This window comes from Colwellia psychrerythraea (assembly GCF_000764185.1).
GTDB classification, from domain to species: domain Bacteria; phylum Pseudomonadota; class Gammaproteobacteria; order Enterobacterales; family Alteromonadaceae; genus Colwellia; species Colwellia psychrerythraea_B.
In genome coordinates this window covers 1-24,674 of sequence record NZ_JQEC01000046.1, presented here as the reverse complement: position 1 = coordinate 24,674, position 24,674 = coordinate 1, and the positions used below count along the sequence as shown (strand labels likewise).

Genomic DNA, 24,674 nt, shown 5'->3' with positions numbered 1-24,674 from the left:
TAATTTTAACATCATTTTTTTGGTAAATATTTTAAAGGATTAACTGACTTCCCTCGAAAGCGTATTTCAAAATGAAGCATAACTTTGTTGGCATCTGTATCTCCCATAGTAGCAATAACATCTCCAACATTAATTAATTGTTGCTCTTTAACAAGAATTCTATCGTTATGGGCATAAGCGCTTAAGTAGTCATCATTATGTTTAATAATAATGAGTTTACCGTATCCCCTAAGAGCATTACCCGCATATACCACTTTACCTTTCGCCGAAGATTTTATATTTGTACCTCGACGGCCAGCAATATTAATGCCTTTATTACCTTGAGCGCTATTAGAAAAATACTCAACAACTTTGCCTTTAACGGGCCATTGCCATCGGTTAATTTTTTGTGAAAAACTTTCCGATGCTAAAGTGCTGTTTTGGTATGATTTTTGAGCGCCTACATTTTCACCATACGCCTGCTTTTTAGCAGATGCAAGCGTATTTTTTTGACTGTTTTTATTGTTAGCTGTAGAGCTTTTATTCGAATTTTTATTCGGTACCTTATTCTTACTTGCTTTCGTTGATTTTTTAGCCTTGAGTTTAACTAAGAATAATTTTTGTCCGGGATAAATTCTGTAGGGTGAAGAGATCTTATTTAATTGAGCAATTTTTCTAACATCTGAATTTGCACGCCAAGCAATGGAGTAAAGTGTTTCTCCTTTTTTTACAACATATTGTCTAGATTTAATTGCGCTTTTATTACGTTCACCAAGCACACTAGTACTGTAAATACTTGATACAGGGGCAGGTGTATTCCGACTGCTACAAGAAAATAATGTCAGTGTGAATAAAACGTAAGCAAATGTGTATTTCATTAGGCGAAATAGGCTCAATGAGGCTCCCTTTTGAGGTGTTCCCCATAGTTTACTTCCGATGAGAACTTATTAATAATACACATAAACAGAATAATCATTCAAATTATCGTAAAGTTAGATAGCCAATAACAATAACACCAACAAAGCCCCAACCTAAAACATCAACCCATTGACGTATTTTTTGCTCCATGGCACTACCTCCCCACTTTATCAGACCTGCAACCAGAAAAAATCGCATGCCACGACCAACCGCTGAAGCAATAAAAAAGGGTAAGAATGCCATATGTAAAAAGCCGGCACTGACAGTAAATAGTTTATAAGGAATAGGCGAAAAACCAGCAATAAAGACTACCCATACGCCCCATTCATTAAACCAACTAATTGCCGTATTAAAGCGGTCTTGGTAACCAAAATCAGTAATCAATGGCTGAATCCACGGTTCAAACATTAAATAACCAAGCCAGTACCCAACCGCCCCTCCAAAAATAGAAGCGACAGTAGTTAAGCTAGCGTAATACCATGCCTTTTGGGGTTTAGCTAATACCATGGGAGCAAGCAAGACGTCAGGAGGAATAGGAAAGAAAATGGACTCAGCAAAGGTAAGTACAGCTAAAAAACGTGGTGCAAATTGATGTTCAGCCCAACGTAAAGTCCACTGATAAAGACTAGAAAAAATTTTCACTACAATAAATCTCCGGGTACTAAAGGTACAAAGCGTACTGCTTCTACTTGTTTTTCGTTAACAACATCACCATTACGGGTGATGATTTTTAATATTTGTGTTTGCTCTCCTACGGGGATAATTAAACGACCACCATCGGCAAGCTGCTCTAATAATGCAGGAGGAATGCTAACCGGCGCCGCAGTAACAATAATAGCCTCATAGGGCCCCTTACTTTGCCATCCCTGCCAACCATCGCCATGCTTCATTGCCACGTTATGCAAATCCATTGCCCGCAAGCAACGCTTTGCTTGCCACTGCAAAGCTTTAATTCGTTCAACTGAAAAAACCTTATCTGTAAGTTGCGCTAAAATGGAGGTTTGATAACCCGATCCAGTGCCTATTTCTAGTATATTTTTCGGTCTGCCTTTAGCCAGTAACAACTCAGACATCTTAGCCACGATATAAGGCTGTGAAATAGTTTGCCCTTGCCCAATAGGTAGCGCTGTATTGTCATAAGCTTTGTGCGCTAAAATTTCAGGAACAAAAATATGTCGAGGAGAGTAAGCGATAGCCTTTAAAACGGCTTCGTTACTAATCCCTTCGCTTTGTAGTTTTTTCGCCAGCAACTCACCACTGCGCTTTGATTTTCCGCCTATGCGACTAGACATCATAAAAATAACTCTCGAATTAATCTGATAAGTTGAGCTCACTGAGCCAGCTTTTAACATGATTTATACTACGGTGCGCTGTCATATCAACAGTTAGTGGTGTTACAGAAGCATAACCATTGGTGATGGCATGAAAATCAGTGCCTTCCCCTCCATCTAATTCTTGCCCTAATAAACCATACCAATAAATATCACGCTGCCAAGGGTCTTGCATTTTTTGCATACTTTCAGCTCTGTGCCTGTGACCCAAACGCGTTACTTGTATGCCTTTAAGCTCAGATAATGCAACATCAGGCACATTAATATTTAAAATTTGATCTGCAGGTAATGGGTGAGTACGCAGACGTTGTATTATTTTTGCCGTAACGATCGCTGCTGTTTGATAATGTTGCTCACTTTTACCCGCTAAAGATACAGCAATTGCCGGCATGCCCATATGACGTCCTTCGGTTGCGGCAGCGACAGTACCTGAATACAAGGTATCATCCCCCAAATTAGCGCCTTTATTAATACCGGCAACCACTAAGTCACAATCAGTATAAAGCTGGCTAATACCTAAGTGTACTGAATCCGTTGGCGTGCCATTTACTGAAGTAAAACCATTATCTAGCTGTTGAGCACGTAATGGATTAAGTAGAGTTAAAGAGTTACTGGCACCGCTACAGTTTCTATCTGGCGCAACAACGTTAACTGTGAAGAACTTAACCAGCTCCTCATAAAGTACTTTGATACCTAAGGCATGTACGCCATCATCGTTACTCAGTAATATTTTCATCTTACTTACCACTGGTTGCTTATCCATTGTTTACATCTGACATTGTTAGTTTTGGCTCAACGCCCGTTTCTCTTTTATCCACTCGCAAAGTCATGTCTTGGTATGCTAATAGCTCACGTAAAATGGTAGTAGCATAACAGCCGGCTGGTAAAAAGAACTTAATTCTTATTGCGTTAACACTTTCTTTTGATGAGCTTTCTTGTGATGAGCCTTCTTTGGTTGATAATAATTCGATATCTGTTTCGCTGACAGTTAAACGAATGCGGCGACGCTCTTGCTTTAAACCAAAACGGGGCAGCCCTTGGCAAAACTCTTGATGATCTTGCGCTATTTTTTGCTCTAGCATCAGCGGTTCATGACTAGTCATCAGCTCACCTGCTCCCCACATAGGTGCAGTAATATCGATATCTTTATCAATAAAGCGTTGTTTTATAGTGTCGTCTAAGGTATCAAGATGAAATACGGATTGTGTACCTGCTAACATTAATACATCACCAACAGCGACGGTATCAAAACAATGTTGTTGAATTCGTTCATTCAGTGCAGAGTTAAAAATGTGTGAGCGGGCAGCCGATAAATATATGCCACGCTTTTTTTTATCTTTTACTTTCTGACCTGAAAACAAAGCTAAAGCACGCTCTATATTACCGCCACCAATGCCAAAGCGCTGTTCACCAAAATAATTTGGGACGCCATTATCAACAATTTTTTGCCAACGTTCGGTAAATGCTTTTACAGCGGTCACATCGCGTAAAATAAGTTCAAAGCGATTTCCTGTTAATGCACCTGTACGTAATTTCTTATTGTGTCTTTTGTAGGACAGCACCTCGACGCCTTCAATGTCTAGGTCGTCTAAATTGTATTCTTGTTTACCTGGCACATGCACACCAAACCATTGTTCGGTGACTGCAAAGCGATCTTTCAAACCAGCATAAGAGATAAGTTGCTCTTTCACCTCAAAATATTTAGCAAGCTCTCGCGCAACAAATAAGGTATTAGCACCTGTTTTTCGAATATGAACAAACAAGTGTTCTCCTTCACCACAGGGTAAAAAAGGCAATTGTTCAAAAACTTTAAAGTCACTTATTTGGCTACGTAATAAACCACTCGATTCCGGTTTTCCGTGTAAGTAGGCGTGCTGTGTTAACATGTTATCAATCTTCTTTTACTTCGTTGATGAGTTCGCTAAAAGGCATAAAGCCAACTAAATATTTTGTATCTCGTCAAGAGATGGTAAGGGTTGTTCAATTGCTACCAATAAAACCACAGCATGTACTGAGATACCTTCTTTTCGCCCGGTATAACCCAATTTTTCTGTGGTGGTCGCTTTTACATTAACTTGTCCAATACTGGTTTGTAAGTCTTCACTTAAGCAGGTGCGCATGGCTAATAAATGTGGCGCCATTTTAGGTGCTTGGGCAACAATGGTAATGTCGGCATTACCTAGGTGAAAACCCTTACTTATCATTAATGACACGACATGGCGCAATAATATTCTGCTAGATATATTTTCATATTGACCATCGGTATCAGGAAAGTGATTACCAATATCAGCCAAACATAATGCCCCTAAAATAGCATCACAAAGAGCATGAATAGCTACATCGCCATCTGAGTGAGCAATGAATCCTTGTTCAAAAGGTATTACCACACCACCAAGCACTATCGGCCCTTGCCCACCAAATTTATGTACATCAAAACCATGACCTATTCGCATTGTTTCGTCCTTTATCTAGCTATTTCTTTGCTTATTTAAATAAAATTCAGCTAATGCTAAATCATTAGGGTGGGTTATTTTTATATTTTCACTACTTGCCGATACAAGTAAGCTATTATGATTCGCGTGTTCCATAGCGGATGCTTCATCGGTAATTGGCAAACCTTGTTTCAACGCAACTTCAATGGCGCTAGTTAATTCTTGGGTTTTATAAAGCTGTGGCGTAAGAGCATGCCATAATTGCTCTCGGTCAACCGTATTTTTAATTGTGTTCCGTTCACCTTGTTTGGCAATACCACGTTTCATGGTGTCTCGAACAGGTGTCGCCAAAATACCACCACAATCATTTTGTTGGCATTGGCTGATGAGTTTGTCAATATCCTGATGAGTAACGCAAGGACGTGCAGCATCATGGACCAAAACCCAAGGGTATTCTTGTGTGTTAACTGCTTGTAAACCACTGAGTACAGAATCGACTCGTTCTGCACCACCTTTTACTCTGATAATATCTTTATGGTGCGCTAAATTAGATTCACTAAAATATTGGTCGTGCTCACCTAGAGCAAGAATAACTTGCGTTATCAATGGGTGGCTCAATAACCTTTTCACTGTATGGTTAAGTACGGTTTCATTATTTATGAGCAGGTATTGTTTTGGACAATTGGCTCGCATTCTTTTACCAACACCAGCAGCTGGCACAATAACAATAAATTTTTGTGCTTGTTCTATAAAACAGTTAGTTACTTTGGGTTTTATCATCTTAGTTTCGATTGCCATCATCTTTAGGTATTAAACGAAAAAATGTTTCATTTTCTTTAATCATACCCAATTCGTTTCGTGCACGCTCTTCAATAGCCTCAAGGCCTACTTTCAAATCGTCAGTATCGGCATAAAGTAACTTATTCCGTTGTCGCAACTTTTCATTAGCACTTTGCTGGTGTAGTAAATTCTCTTTCAGGGCAAGATAATCAGGCACACTATTTTTGCCAAACCAAAGTCGGTATTGGAGTAATACTAATAGTATCAGCAAAATAGCGGTAAATACGCGCATAATAACCTAAGAAGATGATATAAAAATTTAGTGAATAGTGCGGTTATTATACCTAACTAAAGACAGAGTTAAATAGCTAAGGTTTTTTTGAAGTTTTTCCAGTTAATTGAGCAAGATAGTAATAATTCTCGCAAACTCGGAATAATGGGAACTTGCTGGCTATTGTGTTGCCAACGATGGCCTGCGCAAGCTGAGATCATGATTTTTTTATTCGGCATAAGAAGCTTCTTATCCGCCTTCATACCTTCGTTAATAACATTGTTAGCTGTTAACGAAAACCAACCGCCAACATTTGTACGTAACCTGCACTTATCAAGGTCAATACGATCAATGCAATCTATAATAATGTGTTCATCGAGCAAAACTGGCACAACTAAACCAACACAAATATACTCTTGTCGATACCAAGCAAAAACCATATCTCGTTCTTGTGCTGTTTCTTGTCCCACTATCGGTGAGTTTTTACTCTGCTTAGCCGACCAACTTGCATTTAGACTATCAAGTTGCATGGGTGAAGTCCCTTGAGACTCCACTTGTGTCATGGCATGAGCCGTTCGATTGATATAATAAGGCAAACTTTTTAACCGCGCCTGAACAGCCGGAACACTAACATAATCAGCCTTAGCAATAAGACCGATTTCTCGCTGATAAAGACCATTGCACAATTCTGCAAAGTCGCCTGTTTCAGTGTGTGTTTGCCAAAAGCTAGACTGTGTCATAGGCGCAAGTCTTATTTCGTTATAGATATTCCAGTATTAAACAACACGCTGAATAACCAGCGCCAAATGAGCATAGAACACTCTTATCCCCCGCGACCAAGCCTTGTTTATTCTTATGTAAAGTGATGATACAACCTGCTGAGCTAGTATTGGCGTATTCATCTAAAATAATAGGCGCTTCACTAATAGTAGGCTCTCTGCCTAATACTTTTTTAGCAATAAAATTATTCATATTAATATTAGCTTGATGTAAATAAAGTCGTTTAATATCATTAGCACCAAGGCTAAGTTTTTCCATTTCTGTAGTGATCAAACTAGAGACCATAGGTAAAACTTCTTTAAACACCTTACGCCCTTGTTGGATAAAATATTTATCAACATCATCAACATGGTCTGGACTACAGGTATTCATATAACCAATGTTACTACGGATGTTATTAGAGAAGTTAGTGATAGGTTTTTCACTAATTATTTTAAAAACATGCTCCGCATTGGCGGTACTCTCATCTTCAATGATTGATGCTGTGGCAACATCACCAAAAATAAAATGACTATCTCGGTCACGATAATTTATTTGAGGTGATAGTATCTCAGGGTTGATCACCAATACGGTTTTAGCTGTGCCACTACGAATAGCATTGGCAGCATTGATAATACCAAAAGTAGCGGCAGAACATGCTACCAACATATCGAAACCCCAACCACCACAGCCTAATGCTTTTTGTATTTCAATGGCCATCGCGGGGTAAGAGCGTTGTGTATAAGCACAAGCAACAATAATAAGGTCAATATCACCCGCGGTTTTGTTGGCAGCCGCCATCGCTTTTTGAGCTGCTGCGACACCGATCTCAGCTTGCATGGAAAGCTCATCATTACTGCGTTCAGTAAAACGCGGCGACATCACATCAACATTTAAAATGTCTTCTTTAGCCATAACATAGCGACTTTTAATACCAGAAGCTTTTTCAATAAAACTGCTGTCGGAAGGAGATAATGCCGTTACCTTACCCTCTTCAATCTCCTGACTATGGGTTAGGTTAAATTTTTCTACATATTGGTTAAAACAGTGTACTAATTCATCATTTGAGATGCTCTGCGAAGGAGTGTATAAACCCGTTCCGCTAATCACAACAGCCATAATAGGTCTCTCAATAAAAGGGATAAACACTGGTAGTTATTTAGTATAACTACCTATTTAAAATCAAGTATACTGGTATGACCATGTAATTACCACCAACTCAGTTGATAGAATAAAGCGGCAAAACACCGACTTTACTTGCTTATTTATAATACTAATATACACCTCAACACTATCCTTTCAATGCTAGTATGATTAGTCAATTACTCTGATATTATACTTATTGAAAAATATTTATCGTTCGGTATTCCAACTAAATAAATATGCCCCTAGCAGTAAAAAAACACTACTCATCAGCATTAACATACTGATATGAAAGCTAATATCATTCAACGATGCCCCTTCAGTAATTACCGCCCTTGCGCCAGCAACCATGTGGGTCAATGGCATAAAGTTAGCTAATACCTTTAGTCCATCAGGCGCCCCTTCTAAACTGAACCAAACCCCTGAAAGCATCATCATAGGCCAAGACGTTAAATTCAATAAGCCGCCAATAAGCTCCTCACTTTTACTACGACTTGCCACCAGTAAACCTAAACTAATTAAACAAAAAGCGCCTAAGGCACCAATGATGAATAAGTCTATATAACTACCGAGCATAAAAAAATCAAAAAACAGATTACAACCACTGTAAACTACCGTCGACATAAACATCACGATAAATAAGCGCGACAGTAATTGCGCCGATACAAACTCAAATGCCGATAATGGCGTCGCCTTCAAGCGTTTTAATACTGAATTTTTTCGATAGCGCACAATCACATAACCAACACCAAATAGGCAGCTAAACATCATATTCATGCCTAAAATCCCTGGTAATACCCAATCAACATAGCGAATACTTTCACCGCTACTTTCTAAGCGAGTAAAGCCGGGTTGTTGGCTTAGCTGCTGGCCGAGGAATATTTTTTCGACTAAATAACTTTTTGAAGACTCTTCGTTCACCCAATAACGCTGAGTACTATAATCAACTAACAAATCAAGACTGTGCCGGCTGAGTTTTGCTTTTGCTAAATCAACATCCTTATAGTCAATAAAATCAATAAAGCGTAGTTGCGTTAATATTGTTTGTGCCGAACTTTGGCTTTGATCTTGTTGGCTAAGCAAACCTATTTTATAAGCAGGACGACCGTCACCAGAAAATATAAATGAAAAGCCAACTAATAATAAGACCGGGAAAAATAAGTTCCAGCCAAGAGCTGACTTATCACGGAAAAACTCAATATTACGCGCTTTAAATACAGCAAAAAAACGATTGAAATTCATAAAACATCCTAAGCTATAAAGCTACTTTGGCAACTAGGCTTGAAGAGAATGGCCTGTTAACTTCAAAAATAAATCATCAAGGTTGGCTGACTTAACATGTAAACCATCAAGAGAAACACCTTGCCCCATCAACAACGTTAACGTTTGTTCAACGTTTTTACTGGTTATTTCAACCCGGTCAGCCAATTTATTCCAACCATGTTTTGCTACTAGCACTGTTGAGATCTGGGATTGGGGCAGGTATATAAAAATATCATCAAAATGTTTGCTTAATAATTGGTGAGGTGTGCCTGCCTCAATTATTTTACCTTTATCCATAATGACAATATCGTCGCAAAGCTGCTCTGCTTCATCCATATAGTGGGTTGTTAGGATAATGGTTTTATTCTGCGCTTTAATATTTTTGATTAATTGCCAAAAGTTACGCCTTGCATGAGGGTCTAAGCCGGTAGTTGGCTCATCAAGAAAGATAATTTGAGGATCATTGATCAAAGCTAAAGCCAGTAAAAGTCGCTGCCTTTGCCCACCAGAAAGCAAACGATTATCACGATTTAAAAATTCAGTTAAGTCACATAACTCAATTAACTGTTCTTGCGGTACTGTATTTTGATAGAAAGCAGCAAATAGATTAAGGGTTTCTTTAACCGTTAAATAGTCTTGTAAGGCGGTATTTTGAAACTGTATACCTATTTGTTGTGAAATTTGCTTATCGACAAGTTGTCCTTGATAAAGCACTTGTCCTGAAGAAGCACTAATAATACCCTCCATAATTTCAATAGTAGTGGTTTTCCCTGCTCCATTAGGCCCAAGTAAACCAAAACAGTGACCCTGTTGTACCTCGAAACTGACATTATCAACGGCGCAAACATCTTTATAATGTTTACAAAGTGACTGCACGCTAACAGCTGCGCTCATAAACTCGTTCCTTATCCTTCAATATCTATCCATATTGTACTACTAACCGCTGTTAGTAAAATTAAATAACATTTACTTTCAATAACTTTACCAACAAACACCAGGTGATAATAGTTATCATTTGCATTCATTGATTTCTTTGTTTATGCTTAATAAAAACACGGGGGATAGATATGAACACTATAGCTATTAATAATACCGATAAAGTACAAGTTGAGATATCGAGTAATTTACTTACTCATTTACTTGATTCAGGCCTACTACACTGCGGTGACTGTAAATGTCTAAATGCTAAAGCAAAAGCCGTTATTTGGCATACCTTACTGGCAAGTAGCACTAACAGTGATGTTATCTAGGAGAGAGATAATTATGTGTCTAACCACATCAACAGAGTTTACTAATATAGAAAATTGGTTAGTTATGCTGCTAACTACTTATAAAAATAATCCAAGCAGTGGTTTAGCGCAAACGATCTGTTTTTATTTAAACAAGTTACTGCACCACGATGATATCCACTTTTGTGGAGATAAACGTTGCGAATATATAGCTATGCAGCGTTTTTGGCATTGGCATGCTTTAAAAAGAGAGAAACCAGTAAGCGAATAACTGCCATTAGCTTACTTTGATTAATTATACATTCGATATTTAATCATCACTATCAAGTTACGACAGCTTTAGTCTCATACAGATATAGTCTTTAATGTATTGATTCAACATTTTTTTGCCCGTTAAACCATATAACTGACAAACAGTGTCAGTATCATGCTTTTGCACCAACCTTGCAATAAGCACTAAAGATTGCCCGATAACTTCACCAGATTCATATTTACTCTGAATAACTAAGTCATGTTTGAGCCATAAATACAGACTATAAGCGCAACTACTATATAAACGTTCGCCTTTTGCATAGGCATGAACACTTACAATATCAGCTGTCGATAACTCAGCTAGGTATTCCTTCTCATTTTGTCTCAATAGCAAATGCACAAGTTTACTGTTCAACGACTTGTATTCTTCTAACAGTAAATAATCAAAGCTACGGTAAAAATCCCTTTTAAATAGTTGCTGTCTTTGCTCCGCGAGTGCATTTACCCCCAAAATAACTAAGGCTGAGTGCTCACCACTGGCTTTATCTTTAGTAAAGCCGATACGAGCAATAGTAAAATCTACTTTTAGCCAAAAGGCTAATAACTGATGATTAACACCAAAGCTAGAGCCAATAAAATCAGCGCCCTGCCCTGCCGCTAACTGCTGTATTTTTGCTAGAAAATGTAGGCCAATGCCTTGCTGCTGTATTTGTGGGTGCACTGCAATGCGCATAATTCGTAAATAGTTATAATCAAAGGCTTGTTCAAAGCCACAATGACTCAATAATGATTGAGGTAAAAAGTGACTACGTAAACGACGTTGTGAGCTTTTTATCGCCCTGACATCCGCCTCATCAACACCATTGTTTTTCCCTTCATTCATTAGTAAGGCAACCGCGATAACCTCTAACTGCGCACTATTTGTTGAAAAAAGACAAGCCAGTTGTACCTGTGGATTATCTAGTAACAACTGTAAATCGCTCGGCTTAGTTTGATAATGTGCAGTAACTAAAATAGCAAAAACTTGTTGCAACAAGCCCTCGTCATTAAGTAACTCTTTTGCGGTGATAACTTTAAACACTGAAAATTCTAGGTAATTGCACTTTTTATTAGCGCTATCAGCGGTATTTATTTTCAAGGGAGGTGTTAATACCGATAGTTCGGCATTTAATAAACAGCCATCAAAGACTAACCGCTCAAGCGGATCATCTTGTCGCCAGCGAATAGGCTGCTTAATATGTAAGCTTTTCCACTGTGGGCATAATCTAGCGAGAGTTTTTTGAAATTTCAAGGTAAAACCGCGCCCTGCCCCTTCATAACCGTGAACAGTACTAGCAAAAACCATGCGGTGGTTATAGGCAAGTAATTGCTCGAGTAGATATACTGGAATTGCAGCCGCTTCATCGACCAAAACAAGATTCACATTTACGGGTTGTTTCAATAGTTGATCGACAGGGACAAATACCAGACTAGCATTACCAAAAGTAAAAGTATTGCCTCGCTGTTCAGCTTTAGGCAAGCTATCACTTAGTTGCCTAAAGAAAACCGCTAAAGCTTGAATATCTGGCGCGGTAATAACAATTTGAAATACACTTTCTTCATTCGCTTGCAATAGCTGAGCACAGCTAATAGCTAAAGCCGACGATTTACCTCTGCCACGATCAGCAGTTAACACCAACGGTCTTTTTCTATGACCGGTAACGACCTTAACAATGGCTTGTACCGCACTGTACTGCTCGGCAGTAATGCAGCCTAATGGATAATTCTCGTGTACATCTTTATGTTCTGGCTCAACGAGGCATATGCTTGGTGGTGAAAGCTTAGCTTGTAATTCAGTGATAATAGTATGGCAAGGCATCACTTGAATTAATGCATAAAACCGTTTAAAAAACAGACTCTCTTGAGAATATTTATTGAGTTCTGTTAGCACTATAAAGAATAATCCGCCAGCTTTTAAGGTGCCTGATAATGCCGCAAAAGCATCAATAGTAAATTGGCTGTCGACAAAAATAATGACATCACTTTCACTGCCTAACTTATCTCGATAGCGCTTTTTCTGCACATTTGCAGGAAAGGTTGCACTATCTCCATATATTAAGCAGGTCGAATGAGGGGCAGATAAATTCGACTCTTCATGAGCACTACCTTGTAAAAACTCAGATACTACATCGATAGACCCTATTAATGACAGTGCCCATGTTTCACTGCCAGATAAAACAACTAAGCGACGTTCATTGTTTAATAAGGCTTGCTTAGCATAATCTTTAAGCCAATGAGTGAAGTGTTGGACTTGCATTGGTTTTTAACAGCCTAAAATAGCAAAGGAGAATAACATTAAGTTTATCAAGTATATTAAGACAAAAATATAAAAAACACCCTAGCTATTTCCAATATTTAACATCTATACTGGATAAAACCACAAATGAACTATGGTTATTTTACAAAGTTTGATCTACGTCAATATAAGCGAACTAACAAAGGATTAAAATCAGTCCTAAATATAGCTTAACTTAATCATAAACTTTCGAGAGCATTATGAATCAAGCAACATCTCCTGAACAACAAAAAAAGTATGAGCGAAATACATTTATTTTTTTAGCGGTATTTTTAGCGCCAATTTTATCGGTAATTATCGTTGCCGGTTTTGGCTTTGCTGTATGGTTCAGTCAACTAGCCTTCTTAGGCCCACCGATATCTTAATCACTTGTTTACTAATAAGACTAATACAGTGGAACGCTTAGCAGACCCATCAAAAAGACGTTTTTTTCGCGGTAGTGTTAAAACTAAGCAAGAGCTGCGCTTACCTTGGGTAATTAATGAAGCGGTATTTACCTCAGGCTGCACACAATGCCAAGACTGCATTAGCAGTTGTGAAAGTAACATTATTGTAAAAGGTGAAGATGGCTTTCCAAAGGTCGATTTTAGCTTAGGTGAATGTACCTTTTGTAATAAGTGTATCGAGACTTGTCAGCAACCACTTTTTTCGGGCACTTTCCCTTGTATTGAAAGTCATGAAGGTAGTTCTACAGAAGCTGCGGCTAAAGTTTCGATTAAAGAGAATACCTTAGATAAGAATAAAAAAGCTTGGCCAGTAACGTTAGAGATTAGTGATAAGTGTTTAGCTAAAAATAATATTTATTGTCAAAGTTGCCGTGATGAATGTGAAACAAGCGTAATTAAATTTAATTACCTTAACTCAAGCATTCCTCAACCGAGTTTAAATGACCTTGATTGTACGCAGTGTGGTGCATGTATTAAAAGCTGCCCACAAGATGCCCTAGCATTTACATTCGAACCAAACGCAAGCTGACTTAATTCAACTTAACGTAATTTAAGAATCAATATGACGAAAAACACTGAAGATACAACATCTGAATATCACGTAGCGAGCTTTGTAGCTTACCCTTTATTGGCGCAGTTGGATGAAGTGAAACAAGCTATTACAGATGTTGAAGGTAGTGAAATTCACGCGACTAGTGAAGAAGGTAAAATCGTTTTCACTATAGAAGGCAATAGTTATAGAGATATTGGCACAAAAATGGACATTATAAGAGTCCATAAAGGCATCATTAATTTATCACCAGTTTATCATCAAATCCTAGATGAGAGTACTGGTGACGATGTCGCCCCTTTATAGAAAAAATAATAATAATAAATAAACGTATTAAAGAAAAATTATTTAAATCAATCAAACATAACCATATTTTAAAACCGAATCAAAATAAGCAAAAGGAAGGTGACACGATGACAATTAATCGCCGAGAATTTATTAAAGCAAATGCAATAGCTGCTGCCGCGGCTGTCGCTGGGGTATCTGTGCCTGCAATAGCCTCAAACTTAATTACTAGTTCTGATATTACTAAATTAAAGTGGGATAAAGCTCCCTGCCGTTTTTGTGGTACCGGCTGCAGTGTTAATGTTGGTGTAATGGATGGCAAAGTTGTTGCTACCCATGGTGATATCAAATCACCGGTTAATAAAGGCCTTAACTGTGTTAAAGGTTACTTCCTTTCAAAAATCATGTACGGCAAAGATAGATTAACAACACCGCTACTTCGCATGACCAATGGCAAGTACGATAAAGAAGGTGAATTTGCTCCAGTCTCTTGGGATCAAGCTTTCAATGTGATGGCAGAAAAAGCTAAAGATACATTGAAAAAGGACGGACCAGAAGCACTTGGTATGTTTGGCTCTGGCCAATGGACAGTGCAAGAAGGTTATGCTGCAGTTAAGTTAATGAAAGCTGGCTTTCGTACTAACAATATTGACCCGAACGCTCGTCACTGTATGGCCTCTGCTGTGGGTGGTTTTATGCGTACATTTGGCATCGATGAACCTATGGGTTGTTACGATGATTTAGAAGCTGCTGATGCCTTTGTATTATGGGGCTCTAACATGGCTGAAATGCATCCTATTTTATGGACGCGTTTAACCGATCGTCGTTTGAGTTCTCCCCATGTAAAAGTAGCTGTATTATCAACTTTTGAGCATAGAAGTTTTGATTTAGCCGATAATGGCATGATTTTCACTCCGCAAACTGATTTAGCAATATTAAATTACATTGCTAACTACATCATTAAAACCGATCGTGTTAATAAAGATTTTGTTAGCAAACACACTAACTTTAGATTGGGTGAAACGGATATTGGTTATGGTTTACGTCCAGAACATCCATTAGAGCAAGCAGCTAAGAACAATGGCAAAACTGCCGGTAGCTCAACACCGATAGATTTTGATGAATATGCGAAGTTTGTTAGCACTTATACCGTTGAATACGTTTCTAAGCTATCAGGTGTACCTGAGCATAAATTAGAAGCATTGGCTGAGTTATATGCGGATCCAAAAATTAAAGTAACCTCTTTTTGGACCATGGGTTTTAATCAGCATACACGTGGTGTTTGGGCCAACAACCTTGTTTATAACATCCATTTATTAACAGGTAAAATCTCAACGCCGGGTAACAGTCCATTCTCATTAACGGGGCAACCTTCTGCTTGTGGTACTGCACGTGAAGTAGGTACTTTCTCACATCGTTTACCAGCAGATATGGTCGTTAATAACCCTAAACATAGAGCTATTGCTGAGAAAATTTGGGACCTACCGGAAGGTACTGTTCCGCCAAAACCGGGTTACCATGCAGCATTACAAAATCGCATGTTAAAAGATGGGAAATTAAACTTTTATTGGGTGCAATGTAATAATAACATGCAAGCCGCAGCCAATATTAATGAAGAAGGTTATCCAGGTTACCGTAATCCTAAAAACTTTATTATTGTGTCTGACCCATACCCAACAGTTACCGCACAAGCCGCTGACTTAATTTTACCAACAGCAATGTGGGTAGAAAAAGAAGGTGTTTATGGTAATGCTGAACGTCGTACTCAATCTTGGTATCAAATGGTTGAAGCACCGACAGGCGCTAAATCAGATTTATGGCAACTCGTTGAATTCTCTAAACGCTTTAAAGTTGAAGACGTTTGGCCAGAAGAACTGATAGCCAAAAAACCCGAGGTACGCGGTAAAACGTTATATGACGTGCTTTATAAAGATTCGTCTGTTGGTAAGTTCTCCATTGATGAAGTGCCTGAAGATCGTTTAAATGATGACGCTCGTGATTTTGGTTTTTATATTCAGAAAGGCTTATTTGAAGAATATGCAACTTTTGGTCGTGGACATGCCCATGATTTAGCTCCGTATGATACCTACCACAAAGAGCGTGGTTTACGCTGGCCGGTAGTTAATGGCAAAGAAACGAAATGGCGCTTTAAAGAAGGATCAGATCCTTACGTTAAATCGGGTAGTGGCTGGGATTTTTATGGTCACAAAGACGGTCGTGCGAGAATTTTTGCACTCCCTTATGAGCCGGCAGCAGAATCACCTGATGAAGAGTACGACTTATGGTTATCAACTGGTCGTGTATTAGAGCATTGGCATTCAGGCTCTATGACTCAACGTGTTCCTGAGTTATATAAAGCCATGCCAGATGCTTTAGTATATATGCATCCAGATGACGCTAAAAAACGTGGTATGCGTCGCGGCGATTTAGTGAAACTCATTTCTCGTCGCGGTGAAGTACAAACACGCGTAGAAACTCGTGGCCGTAACAAGCCACCAATTGGCTTAGTGTTTATGCCATGGTTTGATGCTAGTCGTTTAGTAAACAAAGTCACTTTAGATGCCACTGATCCGCTGTCAAAACAAACGGATTTTAAAAAGTGTGCTATCAAAATTGTTAAAGTTTAGGAGAGTGATATGAAAAATTTAAACCTAGCATCAATCGCCGGCTTAATGGCAATAGTTTTATCACCAGTATTTACGTCTTTTACCGTTACCGCAGCCGATAAAGCAGAAATAAATACGGTCGCAACGTTACGCGACCATACAAAAATTAATACGCAAAAAGAACCAAACCCTATCCCGAAAGTGGTTAACAAGGATATCAAAAAAGCACGTAATTATCCGATGCAGCCGCCAGTGATACCGCATACTATCCGTAGTTATGAGGTAAACAGATATAACAATAAATGTATGTCATGTCATTCTCGTCAACGTACAGAGAAATCACAAGCACCTATGGTAAGTGTGACTCACTTTATGAATCGTGATGGTAATTTTTTAGCCGAAATTTCACCGCGTCGTTATTTTTGTAACCAGTGTCATGTTACCCAACTTGATACAAAACCTTTAGTTGAAAACACCTTCACTGATATGCATAGCTTAATGAAACAAAAAACAGCTAACACTAAAGAGCATTAGGAGCAGCCATGAAAAATATATTAATAATTGGCTGGAAAACACTCACTAAACCGAGTGGTTATTACAGCCTAGGTGCATTGGTTATCGGTGGTTTTATTGCTGGTATTATTTTCTGGGGTGGTTTTAACACGGCTCTGGAAGTGACCAATACCGAAGCGTTTTGTATTTCCTGTCATGAAATGGAAAACAATGTTTATGAAGAGTTAAAAACTACCATTCACTTTACTAACCGCTCTGGTGTGCGTGCAACCTGTCCTGATTGTCATGTGCCACATAACTGGACCAGTAAAATAGCGCGTAAAATGCAGGCATCTAAAGAGGTTTGGGGCGCTCTTTTCGGTACCATCAATACTCGAGAGAAGTTTTTAGTGCATCGTAAACGTTTAGCACAAAATGAGTGGAATCGCTTAAAGGCTAATGACTCTTTGGAGTGTCGTAACTGTCATAACTTCGATTACATGGACTTTACTGAGCAAAGTGAACGTGCTTCTTATCAACATTCTACCGCATTAGCCAGTGGTGAAAAAACCTGTATTGATTGTCATAAGGGGATTGCTCATCAATTACCTGACATGAAAGGCGTAGAAGGTTGGTAAATAACTTTACTGGCAATAGTCTAAAATAATGAAAACCAGTGCTAGCCACTGGTTTTTTTTATTGCCCACACTTAACAGTTTCTAACTTTAATAAACCTTTCAAACCACATTATGAAATATTCATTCAATATTAGTTTACTTCCCTAAGTCTATATAAACTGTAAACACAAAGAGTTAACTAGTTATTATTATTGATTTTATAGCCAGTAAATTTTAAAAGTCATGTAATGCGATCTGTATTTTATTTTTTGTTTTTTTTTGTAAAGTGACATTGAAAATTGCACTTTTCTTACCTATGTTAAGCAATATACTTTGAAATACCTTCTCAATTTTCAAAAAAGGTTGGACCCATGGTAAGCGATATTAACGATAATTTATTTGAAGATTCAAGTGATATTAACTCAACTGAACATGCTGATAACATGAGTCTGAAGGGAGTTTCTTTAGCTGAAAAAAAAGCCCAAGAGCAAGCACAAAAAAACCTTTTAGCGCGCAAGCGTATTGATGAATTACAGGAAAAGAGGCGCCTCAAAGACTTACTTGATGATAGTGAGGATTGGTAAGCAATGACAAATTATGCTTCATATTTATATAACTTGGATTTAAGCAAATATAAGCTAGCTATAACCTTGCAATAACATCATTTAAGCATAAAATAACCGCACTATTTCATACTCACTCACTTTTAAATATTATGACGTTATTTGAAAAACTTCGTTGTCTGTTCACTTTTGGTCAAGGCGTCGCTTTACCACTCCCTGAAATATCCACCGACACCACTCCTAAGCAATTATTTGAACAATGGTTTAATGATGCCAATAAATCGGGCATATTACTGCCTGAAGCTATGTCTGTTAGCAGTTGTAGTTCGGATGGTCAGCCAAGCTCACGTATGGTATTACTTAAAGGGTACGATGATGAAGGTTTTGTTTTTTTTACCAACTACGCCAGTCGTAAAAGTAATGAGCTGATTGAAAATAATAAGGTGGCCTTATTGTTTCATTGGAACGTTTTGCAACGACAAATTCGCATTGAGGGTACGGTAGAAAAAATATCAGCGAAAGAGTCTGCTGATTACTTTCATAGCAGAGACAGAGGTAGTCAAGTCGGTGCTTGGGCGTCTAAGCAGAGTCAAAAGCTAAAACATGATGATGAGCTAAAAGAACGAATGAGCCACTACCAGGATAAGTTCGCCGAAGGTGAAGTTCCCCTCCCTGAATTTTGGGGCGGCTGGCGCGTTAAACCGCACGCGATTGAATTTTGGCAAGGTCGAGCCAATCGTTTACATGATAGAATATGCTTTGAAAAACAAAACGAACAGTGGGCACAACATAAGTTACACCCTTAAGAAAAATAAACTTGGGGAAAGAATTCGTTTCCCCAAACCTTATGACGATATGCTAAGACTTAGGTGTTGGAATCACACTAGGTTTTTGGCATTGTGGTTTATTACCCGTTTGATAATATTTCATCGACACAGGTAAATGCTCTGTTAATTGTTTTATACGTGTTTGGTTAGATGGATGGGTTGACATAAATTCAGCAGGAGCATCTTTACTAAGTTTCGCCATATTTTGCCAAAGCTTAATGCTGGCACTCGGTTCAAAACCGGAGCGAGCCATAAGGTCTTGACCAACAATATCAGCTTCACTTTCATGAGCGCGGCCATAAGGCATAATTACCCCATATTGCAGCCCTAAACCTAGCCCTGCCATCCACATACCTTTATTTTCTACATCAGCCATACCAACAGCAACAGTTGCCGCCGACATACCCATACTTTGCAACTTATTAGCAGATAGACGTTCATTTGAGTGATGCTCGATGACATGACCAACTTCATGGCCAATAATAGCACCTAACTGATCTTGGTTTTCAGTAACATTTAAAATACCCGTATAAACGCCTATTTTACCACCGGGTAAAGCAAAAGCATTTACTTGCGCTGAATCGAAAATTACAACTTCCCAATCACCTTTATGCACAGATTTCGCTACATTTTGGGTTATGGCGCTGGCAACACATTGTACAAAGTCGTTAGTTGCTCTGTCTGTGCTAATAGGTGTTTGCTTTTTCATATCTTCAAATGAAGCGGCGCCCATTTTATCGAGCTCTGACTCTGAAAATAACATCACTTGTTTGCGACCTGTGCTTGAACTTGTACAAGCGGTAAGCGCTATTATTGCGCTGAGCATAATGAGAGGAAGTTTCATGGCTAACTTAGTTAATCCTTAAATTGTAAGTAGTACTATTTTATGACGATGCGTAGAGATTTACTAGTCTGTAATGTTTTAAACTTGTCTTCGCAATAAAACAAAAAACCGAGCAAAGCTCGGTATTTTAATAATTTCACAGGCTATTTTACTCGGAGAACTTAACCACCAACTAGGGCTAATAACACACCCGCAGCAACAGCTGAGCCAAGCACACCCGCAACATTGGGTCCCATGGCATGCATTAGTAAGAAGTTATGTGGATTAGCTTCTAAACCAACCTTATTGGCTACCCTCGCAGCCATAGGTACTGCAGAAACACCTGCTGCGCCAATTAATGGATTAATAGGGTCTTTAGAGAACTTATTCATCGTTTTAGCCATGATAACCCCTGATGCAGTACCAATAGAGAAGGCGACTGCACCTAGCGCAAGAATGCCCAATGTTTCAACATTCAAAAATGCTTCAGCACTTAATTTTGAACCTACACCTAGACCTAAAAAGATAGTGGTAATATTAATCAGCTCATTTTGCGCAGTGGAACTTAAGCGATCAACAACACCCGACTCTCGCATTAAGTTTCCTAAACAAAACATACCCACTAATGGTGTTGCTGCTGGTAAAAAGAAGATAGTCATCATTAGAACACCTAATGGAAAAATAATTTTTTCAATTTTAGTTACAGGGCGTAACTGCGCCATTTCAATTTTGCGTTCATCTTCAGTGGTTAATGCTCGCATAATGGGTGGTTGAATGATTGGTACCAACGCCATGTATGAATATGCGGCAACAGCAATAGCGCCTAGTAATTCAGGTGCTAATTTTGAGGCTAGAAATATAGCCGTTGGACCATCTGCGCCACCAATAATGGCAATAGCAGAAGCATCTTTTAAGGTAAATTCAATACCAGGAACGTAATTTAAGGCAATTGCGCCAAACAGAGTTGCAAAAATACCAAACTGGGCTGCCGCACCTAAAAGCAAGGTTTTAGGATTTGCAATTAACGCGCCAAAGTCGGTCATAGCACCAACACCCATGAAGATAATGAGTGGGAAAATTCCCGTATCAATGCCTGCATAGTAAATATAATGCAATAAACCACCTACTTCAGAGAAACCAGCAACAGGAATATTTGTTAATATTGAACCAAAGCCCATTGGCAATAATAATAACGGTTCAAAGTTTCGGGCTATAGCAAGATAGAGTAAACCACAGCCTACCAACATCATCACGACTTGCCCTAGCTCAAAGTTCGCTAAGCCAGTTGACAGCCATAATTTATTTAATGAATCCATGAGAGTTCCTATGAAAAGCTAAGTAAGGCATCACCAACGGCAACAGAGTCACCCTCTTTGGTAAATAACGATACAATTTCGCCGGCAGTAACTGCTCGAATCTCAGTTTCCATTTTCATTGCTTCCATGATGATAACGACTTCCCCCGCTTCCACATGGTCGCCTTCATTAACCATGACTTTAAAGATATTACCCGCTAATGGTGCATTTAACGTTTCTTCAGCTGAAATTGAAGCGGATTGCTTCATAGCGTCATCACCTGCTGGGTGTGTTATTTCATCGATAGAACCACCCGGTGCAACAACAACATTGTAAACTTTGCCATCAACACTGACCGCATAGTTTTCAGGTGCAGTTGAGATACTTGCTTCACTGACTACCTTACTTGCTTTATTTACTTTGGTTGGAATTGGTTCAAATGCCGCGGGATTGTTTCTATTTTCTAAGAACTTCAAGCCAATTTGAGGGAATAAGGCATAAGTTAATACATCATCAATGCTTTCATCGGCTAGCTTGATATTTTTTTCTTTCGCCAACACTTGTAGTTCTTCTGTAAGCTTATCGACCTCTGGATCTAACAAGTCAGCAGGACGACAGGTAATGACTTCTTTGCCATCTAACACACGTGCTTGTAGTTCTGCATCAACAGGGGCTGCTGTAGCGCCGTACTCGCCTTTTAATACACCTGCGGTCTCTTTCGTTATAGATTTATAACGCTCACCCGTAAGGATGTTGAGCACAGCCTGAGTACCAACAATTTGTGATGTTGGTGTTACCAAAGGAATGTAGCCTAAATCTTTGCGCACTTTAGGGATCTCAGTTAACACTTCATCAAATTTGTCTGCTGCACCCTGCTCTTTTAATTGGTTTTCCATGTTAGTTAACATACCGCCTGGCACTTGTGCCGTTAAGATACGAGCATCAACACCTTTCAAACTGCCTTCAAATTCTGCATATTTCTCTCTAACATCACGAAAATATGCGGCAACTTCTGCCATTTTTTCAATATTAAGGCCTGAATCCCTTGGACCACCTTCAACAATAGCAGCAATGGTTTCAGTTGGTGAATGGCCGTATGTCATACTCATTGATGAAATCGAAGTATCGATAACATCAATATCGCTATCAATGGCTTTCATTTGCGTAGCAACACTTAAGCCCGTTGTAGCATGACAGTGTAAAGCGATAGGCAAAGACACTGTTTCTTTTAATTTACCAATCAATTCAGCTGCATCGTATGGTTTTAACAAACCTGACATATCTTTAATACACAATGAGTGTGCGCCCATATCCTCAATTTGCTTGGCCATAGTTAACCAACCTTCAAGAGTATGTACCGGACTCTCGGTATAGCTCAAAGTTCCCTGTGCATGAGCACCCACCTTAACGGCGGCTTTAATTGAAGTTTGTAAATTACGGACATCGTTCATTGCATCAAAAATACGAAAAACATCAACACCGTTAATATGAGCGCGTTCAACAAATTTTTCTACAACATCATCCGCATAATGGCGATAACCGAGAATATTTTGACCACGAAATAACATTTGCTGCTTAGTGTTAGGCATAGCCTTTTTAAGCGCGCGAATTCGCTCCCAAGGATCTTCACCTAGGTAACGAATACATGAATCAAACGTAGCACCACCCCAAGACTCAATTGACCAGTAGCCAACTTCATCTAGCGTTGCCGCAATAGGCAACATATCTTCTAAACGCAACCTAGTGGCTAAAATTGATTGATGTCCATCTCTTAAGACAACTTCGGTGATACCTAATGGCTTACTCATGTTTACGCCCTTTTATCTAACTTTTAATTGTAATGTGAAGAAGTGTTATAATTGCAGTCAAGGCTATTTATCTTGACCATGCTGTGTGCGATAACGTTTGACGGCGCCGCTAATAGCCGCAACGACTGCCGGCGATATATCGCCGTGAGGTTTATTATGGCTCTTACTTTTTCTATTAGTACGAGATGGCGGTGCTACAATAGGATCTGGAAACTTGATAGCAAGTTTTGCCAGTACGGTATTAATAAAAATAATTAATATACTTAAAAATACAAATACAAAAACCATTCCCGCTAACATTAGAGTGCCAGCCTCTAAAAACTGCTGCTGCATATTGTCCATTATTTATTCTCGTTCAAATTCACTGTAACTTCTTGTAATTAGAATAATCACTCCAATAGCTACTTTGCAAACAATTTTATCTAGTTTCATAAAAATAATCATACGTCAACCCCAAAAACAGCATATATGCACTACAACAGAAGAAATATACACATCATTTTGCATACTTTAAATATTGTATACATTATCAAAACCATGAATGTAGGGTATCATAAAAAGATTAATTGAGATGATATACAATATACCGATATATCAGAATCATTCATAATGTGGAATATAAATACGAAGAGACTAGTAGTCAAACTAATAAACCGTATTTTAAAACAGCAATAAACATATAAGAATGACTCGTTTTTTATGCCAAATAGTACAGAATTCGACCAACCCCCTTCACAATTTCACTTACTCAACCTAATATACTTTGATAGATTTTATTGGAAGGGCTTTCTGAGAACAAGCTGCAATAGTTGAGATTATAAAGAGTGCAATAACTATCAGAGTCGGCTTACTATTAAACATAAGCATATTCAGCTTATCTCATAATTAGCACATTCATCACACATTAAATTTGAATTCACCTATGTAATTTTAAATTCAACTATCTTTCAGGCGTAAATTGGTGGGCGCGGCAGACATGTGCCTATAAGAGAAATCTGCGACCGCACAGTGAACCATCGTAGCCAACTTCCTAGATAGATAAGTCTATCCAGCTGAGCAAAGTATTCATTACACAAAAGAGGTCTTCTGGTTATTTCAGGCATAACAAACCTAGCAGAAGCTAGGTTTGTTTATATCTACGTGAAGTATAAAAATGTTGGCCGCGAAAGACAGCTACCTACAAGAGAAAGAGAAATCTGCGATCGCAGAGTGAATCGTCGTAGCCAACATGCTAGATAGATAAGTCAATCTAGCTGAGTAATGCCCACAGCGTGAAAGGGCTATTCAACTTATTTCAGGCATAAAAAAACCTAGCGGATGCTAGGTTGCTTTATATCTACGTGAAGTAGAAAAATGGTGGGCGCGGCAGGAGTCGAACCTGCGACCGCCTGGTTCGTAGCCAGGTACTCTATCCAGCTGAGCTACGCGCCCTTAATTCAAGTTATATTTTATATCGTTACTTAGTCGATATACGAACGTTGCTCGTAGCCTTCAGATTATACAATCTATCTAGCTGAACTACCCGCCCAAAGTATAAAATTTTATCCAGCTTTAACAATAGCTGCTCTTCATTATTTAATCACTTGAAGAAAGTGGTGGGCGCGGCAGGAGTCGAACCTGCGACCGCCTGGTTCGTAGCCAGGTACTCTATCCAGCTGAGCTACGCGCCC

27 protein-coding genes and 2 tRNA genes are annotated in these 24,674 nt (G+C 38.8%); 10 read left to right on the top strand and 19 right to left on the bottom strand.

Translation table 11 applies throughout. The annotated features are described in order from the left end of the window. Positions 1-11 precede the first annotated feature (11 nt). The 12 genes from GAB14E_RS06060 to GAB14E_RS06115 form a co-directional block, all read right to left on the bottom strand. A complete protein-coding gene (locus tag GAB14E_RS06060) occupies positions 12-875 on the bottom strand; it encodes a peptidoglycan DD-metalloendopeptidase family protein (RefSeq protein ID WP_052093902.1) in 864 nt (287 codons plus the stop codon). 85 nt (positions 876-960) lie between these two features. After that, positions 961-1,539 (bottom strand): YqaA family protein, encoded by a 579-nt coding sequence (locus GAB14E_RS06065; protein ID WP_033083490.1) that lies wholly within the window; start codon positions 1,537-1,539, stop codon positions 961-963. Then, positions 1,539-2,189 (bottom strand): protein-L-isoaspartate(D-aspartate) O-methyltransferase, encoded by a 651-nt coding sequence (locus GAB14E_RS06070; protein WP_033083530.1) that lies wholly within the window; start codon positions 2,187-2,189, stop codon positions 1,539-1,541. The genes GAB14E_RS06065 and GAB14E_RS06070 overlap by 1 nt, the downstream gene beginning before the upstream one ends. Before the next feature lie 19 nt (positions 2,190-2,208). Further along, positions 2,209-2,964: a 5'/3'-nucleotidase SurE gene (gene surE, locus GAB14E_RS06075; protein WP_033083529.1), complete on the bottom strand. Its 756-nt coding sequence runs from the start codon at positions 2,962-2,964 to the stop codon at positions 2,209-2,211. Positions 2,965-2,983: 19 nt separating this feature from the next. After that, complete coding sequence (gene truD / locus GAB14E_RS06080) at positions 2,984-4,114, bottom strand: tRNA pseudouridine(13) synthase TruD (protein WP_052093900.1); 1,131 nt, start codon at positions 4,112-4,114, stop codon at positions 2,984-2,986. Between the two features lie 54 nt (positions 4,115-4,168). Continuing rightward, positions 4,169-4,681: a 2-C-methyl-D-erythritol 2,4-cyclodiphosphate synthase gene (gene ispF, locus GAB14E_RS06085; protein WP_033083489.1), complete on the bottom strand. Its 513-nt coding sequence runs from the start codon at positions 4,679-4,681 to the stop codon at positions 4,169-4,171. 15 nt (positions 4,682-4,696) lie between these two features. Continuing rightward, positions 4,697-5,440 carry a 2-C-methyl-D-erythritol 4-phosphate cytidylyltransferase gene (gene ispD, locus GAB14E_RS06090; protein WP_052093909.1) on the bottom strand — a complete coding sequence of 248 codons (744 nt, stop codon included), beginning with the start codon at positions 5,438-5,440 and terminating at the stop codon, positions 4,697-4,699. 1 nt (position 5,441) lies between these two features. Beyond that, the gene (gene ftsB, locus GAB14E_RS06095) at positions 5,442-5,732 is read right to left on the bottom strand and encodes a cell division protein FtsB (protein WP_033083488.1); all 291 of its coding nucleotides are present in this window, start codon (positions 5,730-5,732) and stop codon (positions 5,442-5,444) included. A 68-nt stretch (positions 5,733-5,800) separates the two neighbouring features. Beyond that, positions 5,801-6,451, bottom strand: coding sequence for a hypothetical protein (locus tag GAB14E_RS06100; RefSeq protein ID WP_033083487.1), 651 nt, complete (start codon positions 6,449-6,451; stop codon positions 5,801-5,803). 19 nt (positions 6,452-6,470) lie between these two features. Next, positions 6,471-7,589, bottom strand: coding sequence for a beta-ketoacyl-ACP synthase III (locus tag GAB14E_RS06105; RefSeq protein WP_033083486.1), 1,119 nt, complete (start codon positions 7,587-7,589; stop codon positions 6,471-6,473). A 234-nt stretch (positions 7,590-7,823) separates the two neighbouring features. Next, positions 7,824-8,855, bottom strand: a complete 1,032-nt coding sequence (locus GAB14E_RS06110; protein WP_033083485.1) for an ABC transporter permease — start codon at positions 8,853-8,855, stop codon at positions 7,824-7,826. Between the two features lie 33 nt (positions 8,856-8,888). Further along, entirely contained in the window at positions 8,889-9,770 is an 882-nt protein-coding gene (locus GAB14E_RS06115) for an ABC transporter ATP-binding protein (RefSeq protein ID WP_033083484.1), read from the bottom strand. Positions 9,771-9,943: 173 nt separating this feature from the next. Between GAB14E_RS06115 and GAB14E_RS06120 the strand changes: the two genes are divergently transcribed. Both GAB14E_RS06120 and GAB14E_RS06125 read left to right on the top strand, forming a co-directional pair. Next, positions 9,944-10,126 (top strand): hypothetical protein, encoded by a 183-nt coding sequence (locus GAB14E_RS06120; protein WP_033083483.1) that lies wholly within the window; start codon positions 9,944-9,946, stop codon positions 10,124-10,126. Between the two features lie 13 nt (positions 10,127-10,139). Continuing rightward, positions 10,140-10,376 (top strand): hypothetical protein, encoded by a 237-nt coding sequence (locus GAB14E_RS06125; protein WP_033083482.1) that lies wholly within the window; start codon positions 10,140-10,142, stop codon positions 10,374-10,376. Between the two features lie 57 nt (positions 10,377-10,433). Here GAB14E_RS06125 and GAB14E_RS06130 read toward each other — a convergent pair whose 3' ends face one another. Continuing rightward, positions 10,434-12,653: a tRNA(Met) cytidine acetyltransferase TmcA gene (locus tag GAB14E_RS06130; protein ID WP_033083481.1), complete on the bottom strand. Its 2,220-nt coding sequence runs from the start codon at positions 12,651-12,653 to the stop codon at positions 10,434-10,436. Positions 12,654-12,892: 239 nt separating this feature from the next. On the opposite strand from GAB14E_RS06130, the gene GAB14E_RS06135 reads away from it, so the two are divergent. From GAB14E_RS06135 to pdxH, 8 genes are all read left to right on the top strand, one after another. Next, a complete protein-coding gene (locus tag GAB14E_RS06135) occupies positions 12,893-13,057 on the top strand; it encodes a periplasmic nitrate reductase, NapE protein (protein ID WP_033083480.1) in 165 nt (54 codons plus the stop codon). Between the two features lie 28 nt (positions 13,058-13,085). Then, positions 13,086-13,667 (top strand): ferredoxin-type protein NapF, encoded by a 582-nt coding sequence (locus tag GAB14E_RS06140; protein WP_033083479.1) that lies wholly within the window; start codon positions 13,086-13,088, stop codon positions 13,665-13,667. A gap of 33 nt (positions 13,668-13,700) precedes the next feature. After that, positions 13,701-13,994, top strand: coding sequence for a chaperone NapD (locus GAB14E_RS06145; RefSeq protein ID WP_033083478.1), 294 nt, complete (start codon positions 13,701-13,703; stop codon positions 13,992-13,994). Positions 13,995-14,101: 107 nt separating this feature from the next. Continuing rightward, positions 14,102-16,600, top strand: a complete 2,499-nt coding sequence (gene napA / locus GAB14E_RS06150; RefSeq protein WP_033083477.1) for a nitrate reductase catalytic subunit NapA — start codon at positions 14,102-14,104, stop codon at positions 16,598-16,600. A 9-nt stretch (positions 16,601-16,609) separates the two neighbouring features. Further along, complete coding sequence (locus GAB14E_RS06155; protein ID WP_033083476.1) at positions 16,610-17,113, top strand: nitrate reductase cytochrome c-type subunit; 504 nt, start codon at positions 16,610-16,612, stop codon at positions 17,111-17,113. An 8-nt stretch (positions 17,114-17,121) separates the two neighbouring features. Beyond that, positions 17,122-17,709 carry a cytochrome c3 family protein gene (locus GAB14E_RS06160; RefSeq protein ID WP_033083475.1) on the top strand — a complete coding sequence of 196 codons (588 nt, stop codon included), beginning with the start codon at positions 17,122-17,124 and terminating at the stop codon, positions 17,707-17,709. Positions 17,710-18,059: 350 nt separating this feature from the next. Next, positions 18,060-18,272: a PA3496 family putative envelope integrity protein gene (locus GAB14E_RS06165; RefSeq protein WP_033083474.1), complete on the top strand. Its 213-nt coding sequence runs from the start codon at positions 18,060-18,062 to the stop codon at positions 18,270-18,272. Positions 18,273-18,403: 131 nt separating this feature from the next. After that, positions 18,404-19,057 (top strand): pyridoxamine 5'-phosphate oxidase, encoded by a 654-nt coding sequence (gene pdxH, locus GAB14E_RS06170; RefSeq protein WP_033083473.1) that lies wholly within the window; start codon positions 18,404-18,406, stop codon positions 19,055-19,057. Between the two features lie 52 nt (positions 19,058-19,109). On the opposite strand, the gene GAB14E_RS06175 is transcribed toward pdxH, so the two are convergent. The 6 genes from GAB14E_RS06175 to GAB14E_RS06200 all read right to left on the bottom strand — a co-directional run bounded on the left by GAB14E_RS06175 (position 19,110) and on the right by GAB14E_RS06200 (position 24,674). After that, a complete protein-coding gene (locus GAB14E_RS06175; RefSeq protein WP_052093896.1) occupies positions 19,110-19,922 on the bottom strand; it encodes a M48 family metallopeptidase in 813 nt (270 codons plus the stop codon). A gap of 161 nt (positions 19,923-20,083) precedes the next feature. Further along, positions 20,084-21,217: a sodium ion-translocating decarboxylase subunit beta gene (locus GAB14E_RS06180; RefSeq protein ID WP_033083472.1), complete on the bottom strand. Its 1,134-nt coding sequence runs from the start codon at positions 21,215-21,217 to the stop codon at positions 20,084-20,086. Positions 21,218-21,225: 8 nt separating this feature from the next. Further along, a complete protein-coding gene (gene oadA / locus GAB14E_RS06185) occupies positions 21,226-23,004 on the bottom strand; it encodes a sodium-extruding oxaloacetate decarboxylase subunit alpha (RefSeq protein WP_033083471.1) in 1,779 nt (592 codons plus the stop codon). Positions 23,005-23,067: 63 nt separating this feature from the next. Continuing rightward, positions 23,068-23,346 (bottom strand): OadG family protein, encoded by a 279-nt coding sequence (locus GAB14E_RS06190; RefSeq protein WP_033083470.1) that lies wholly within the window; start codon positions 23,344-23,346, stop codon positions 23,068-23,070. Between the two features lie 1,012 nt (positions 23,347-24,358). Further along, positions 24,359-24,435, bottom strand: a tRNA-Arg gene (locus GAB14E_RS06195). Positions 24,436-24,597: 162 nt separating this feature from the next. After that, positions 24,598-24,674 (bottom strand) — tRNA-Arg (locus tag GAB14E_RS06200).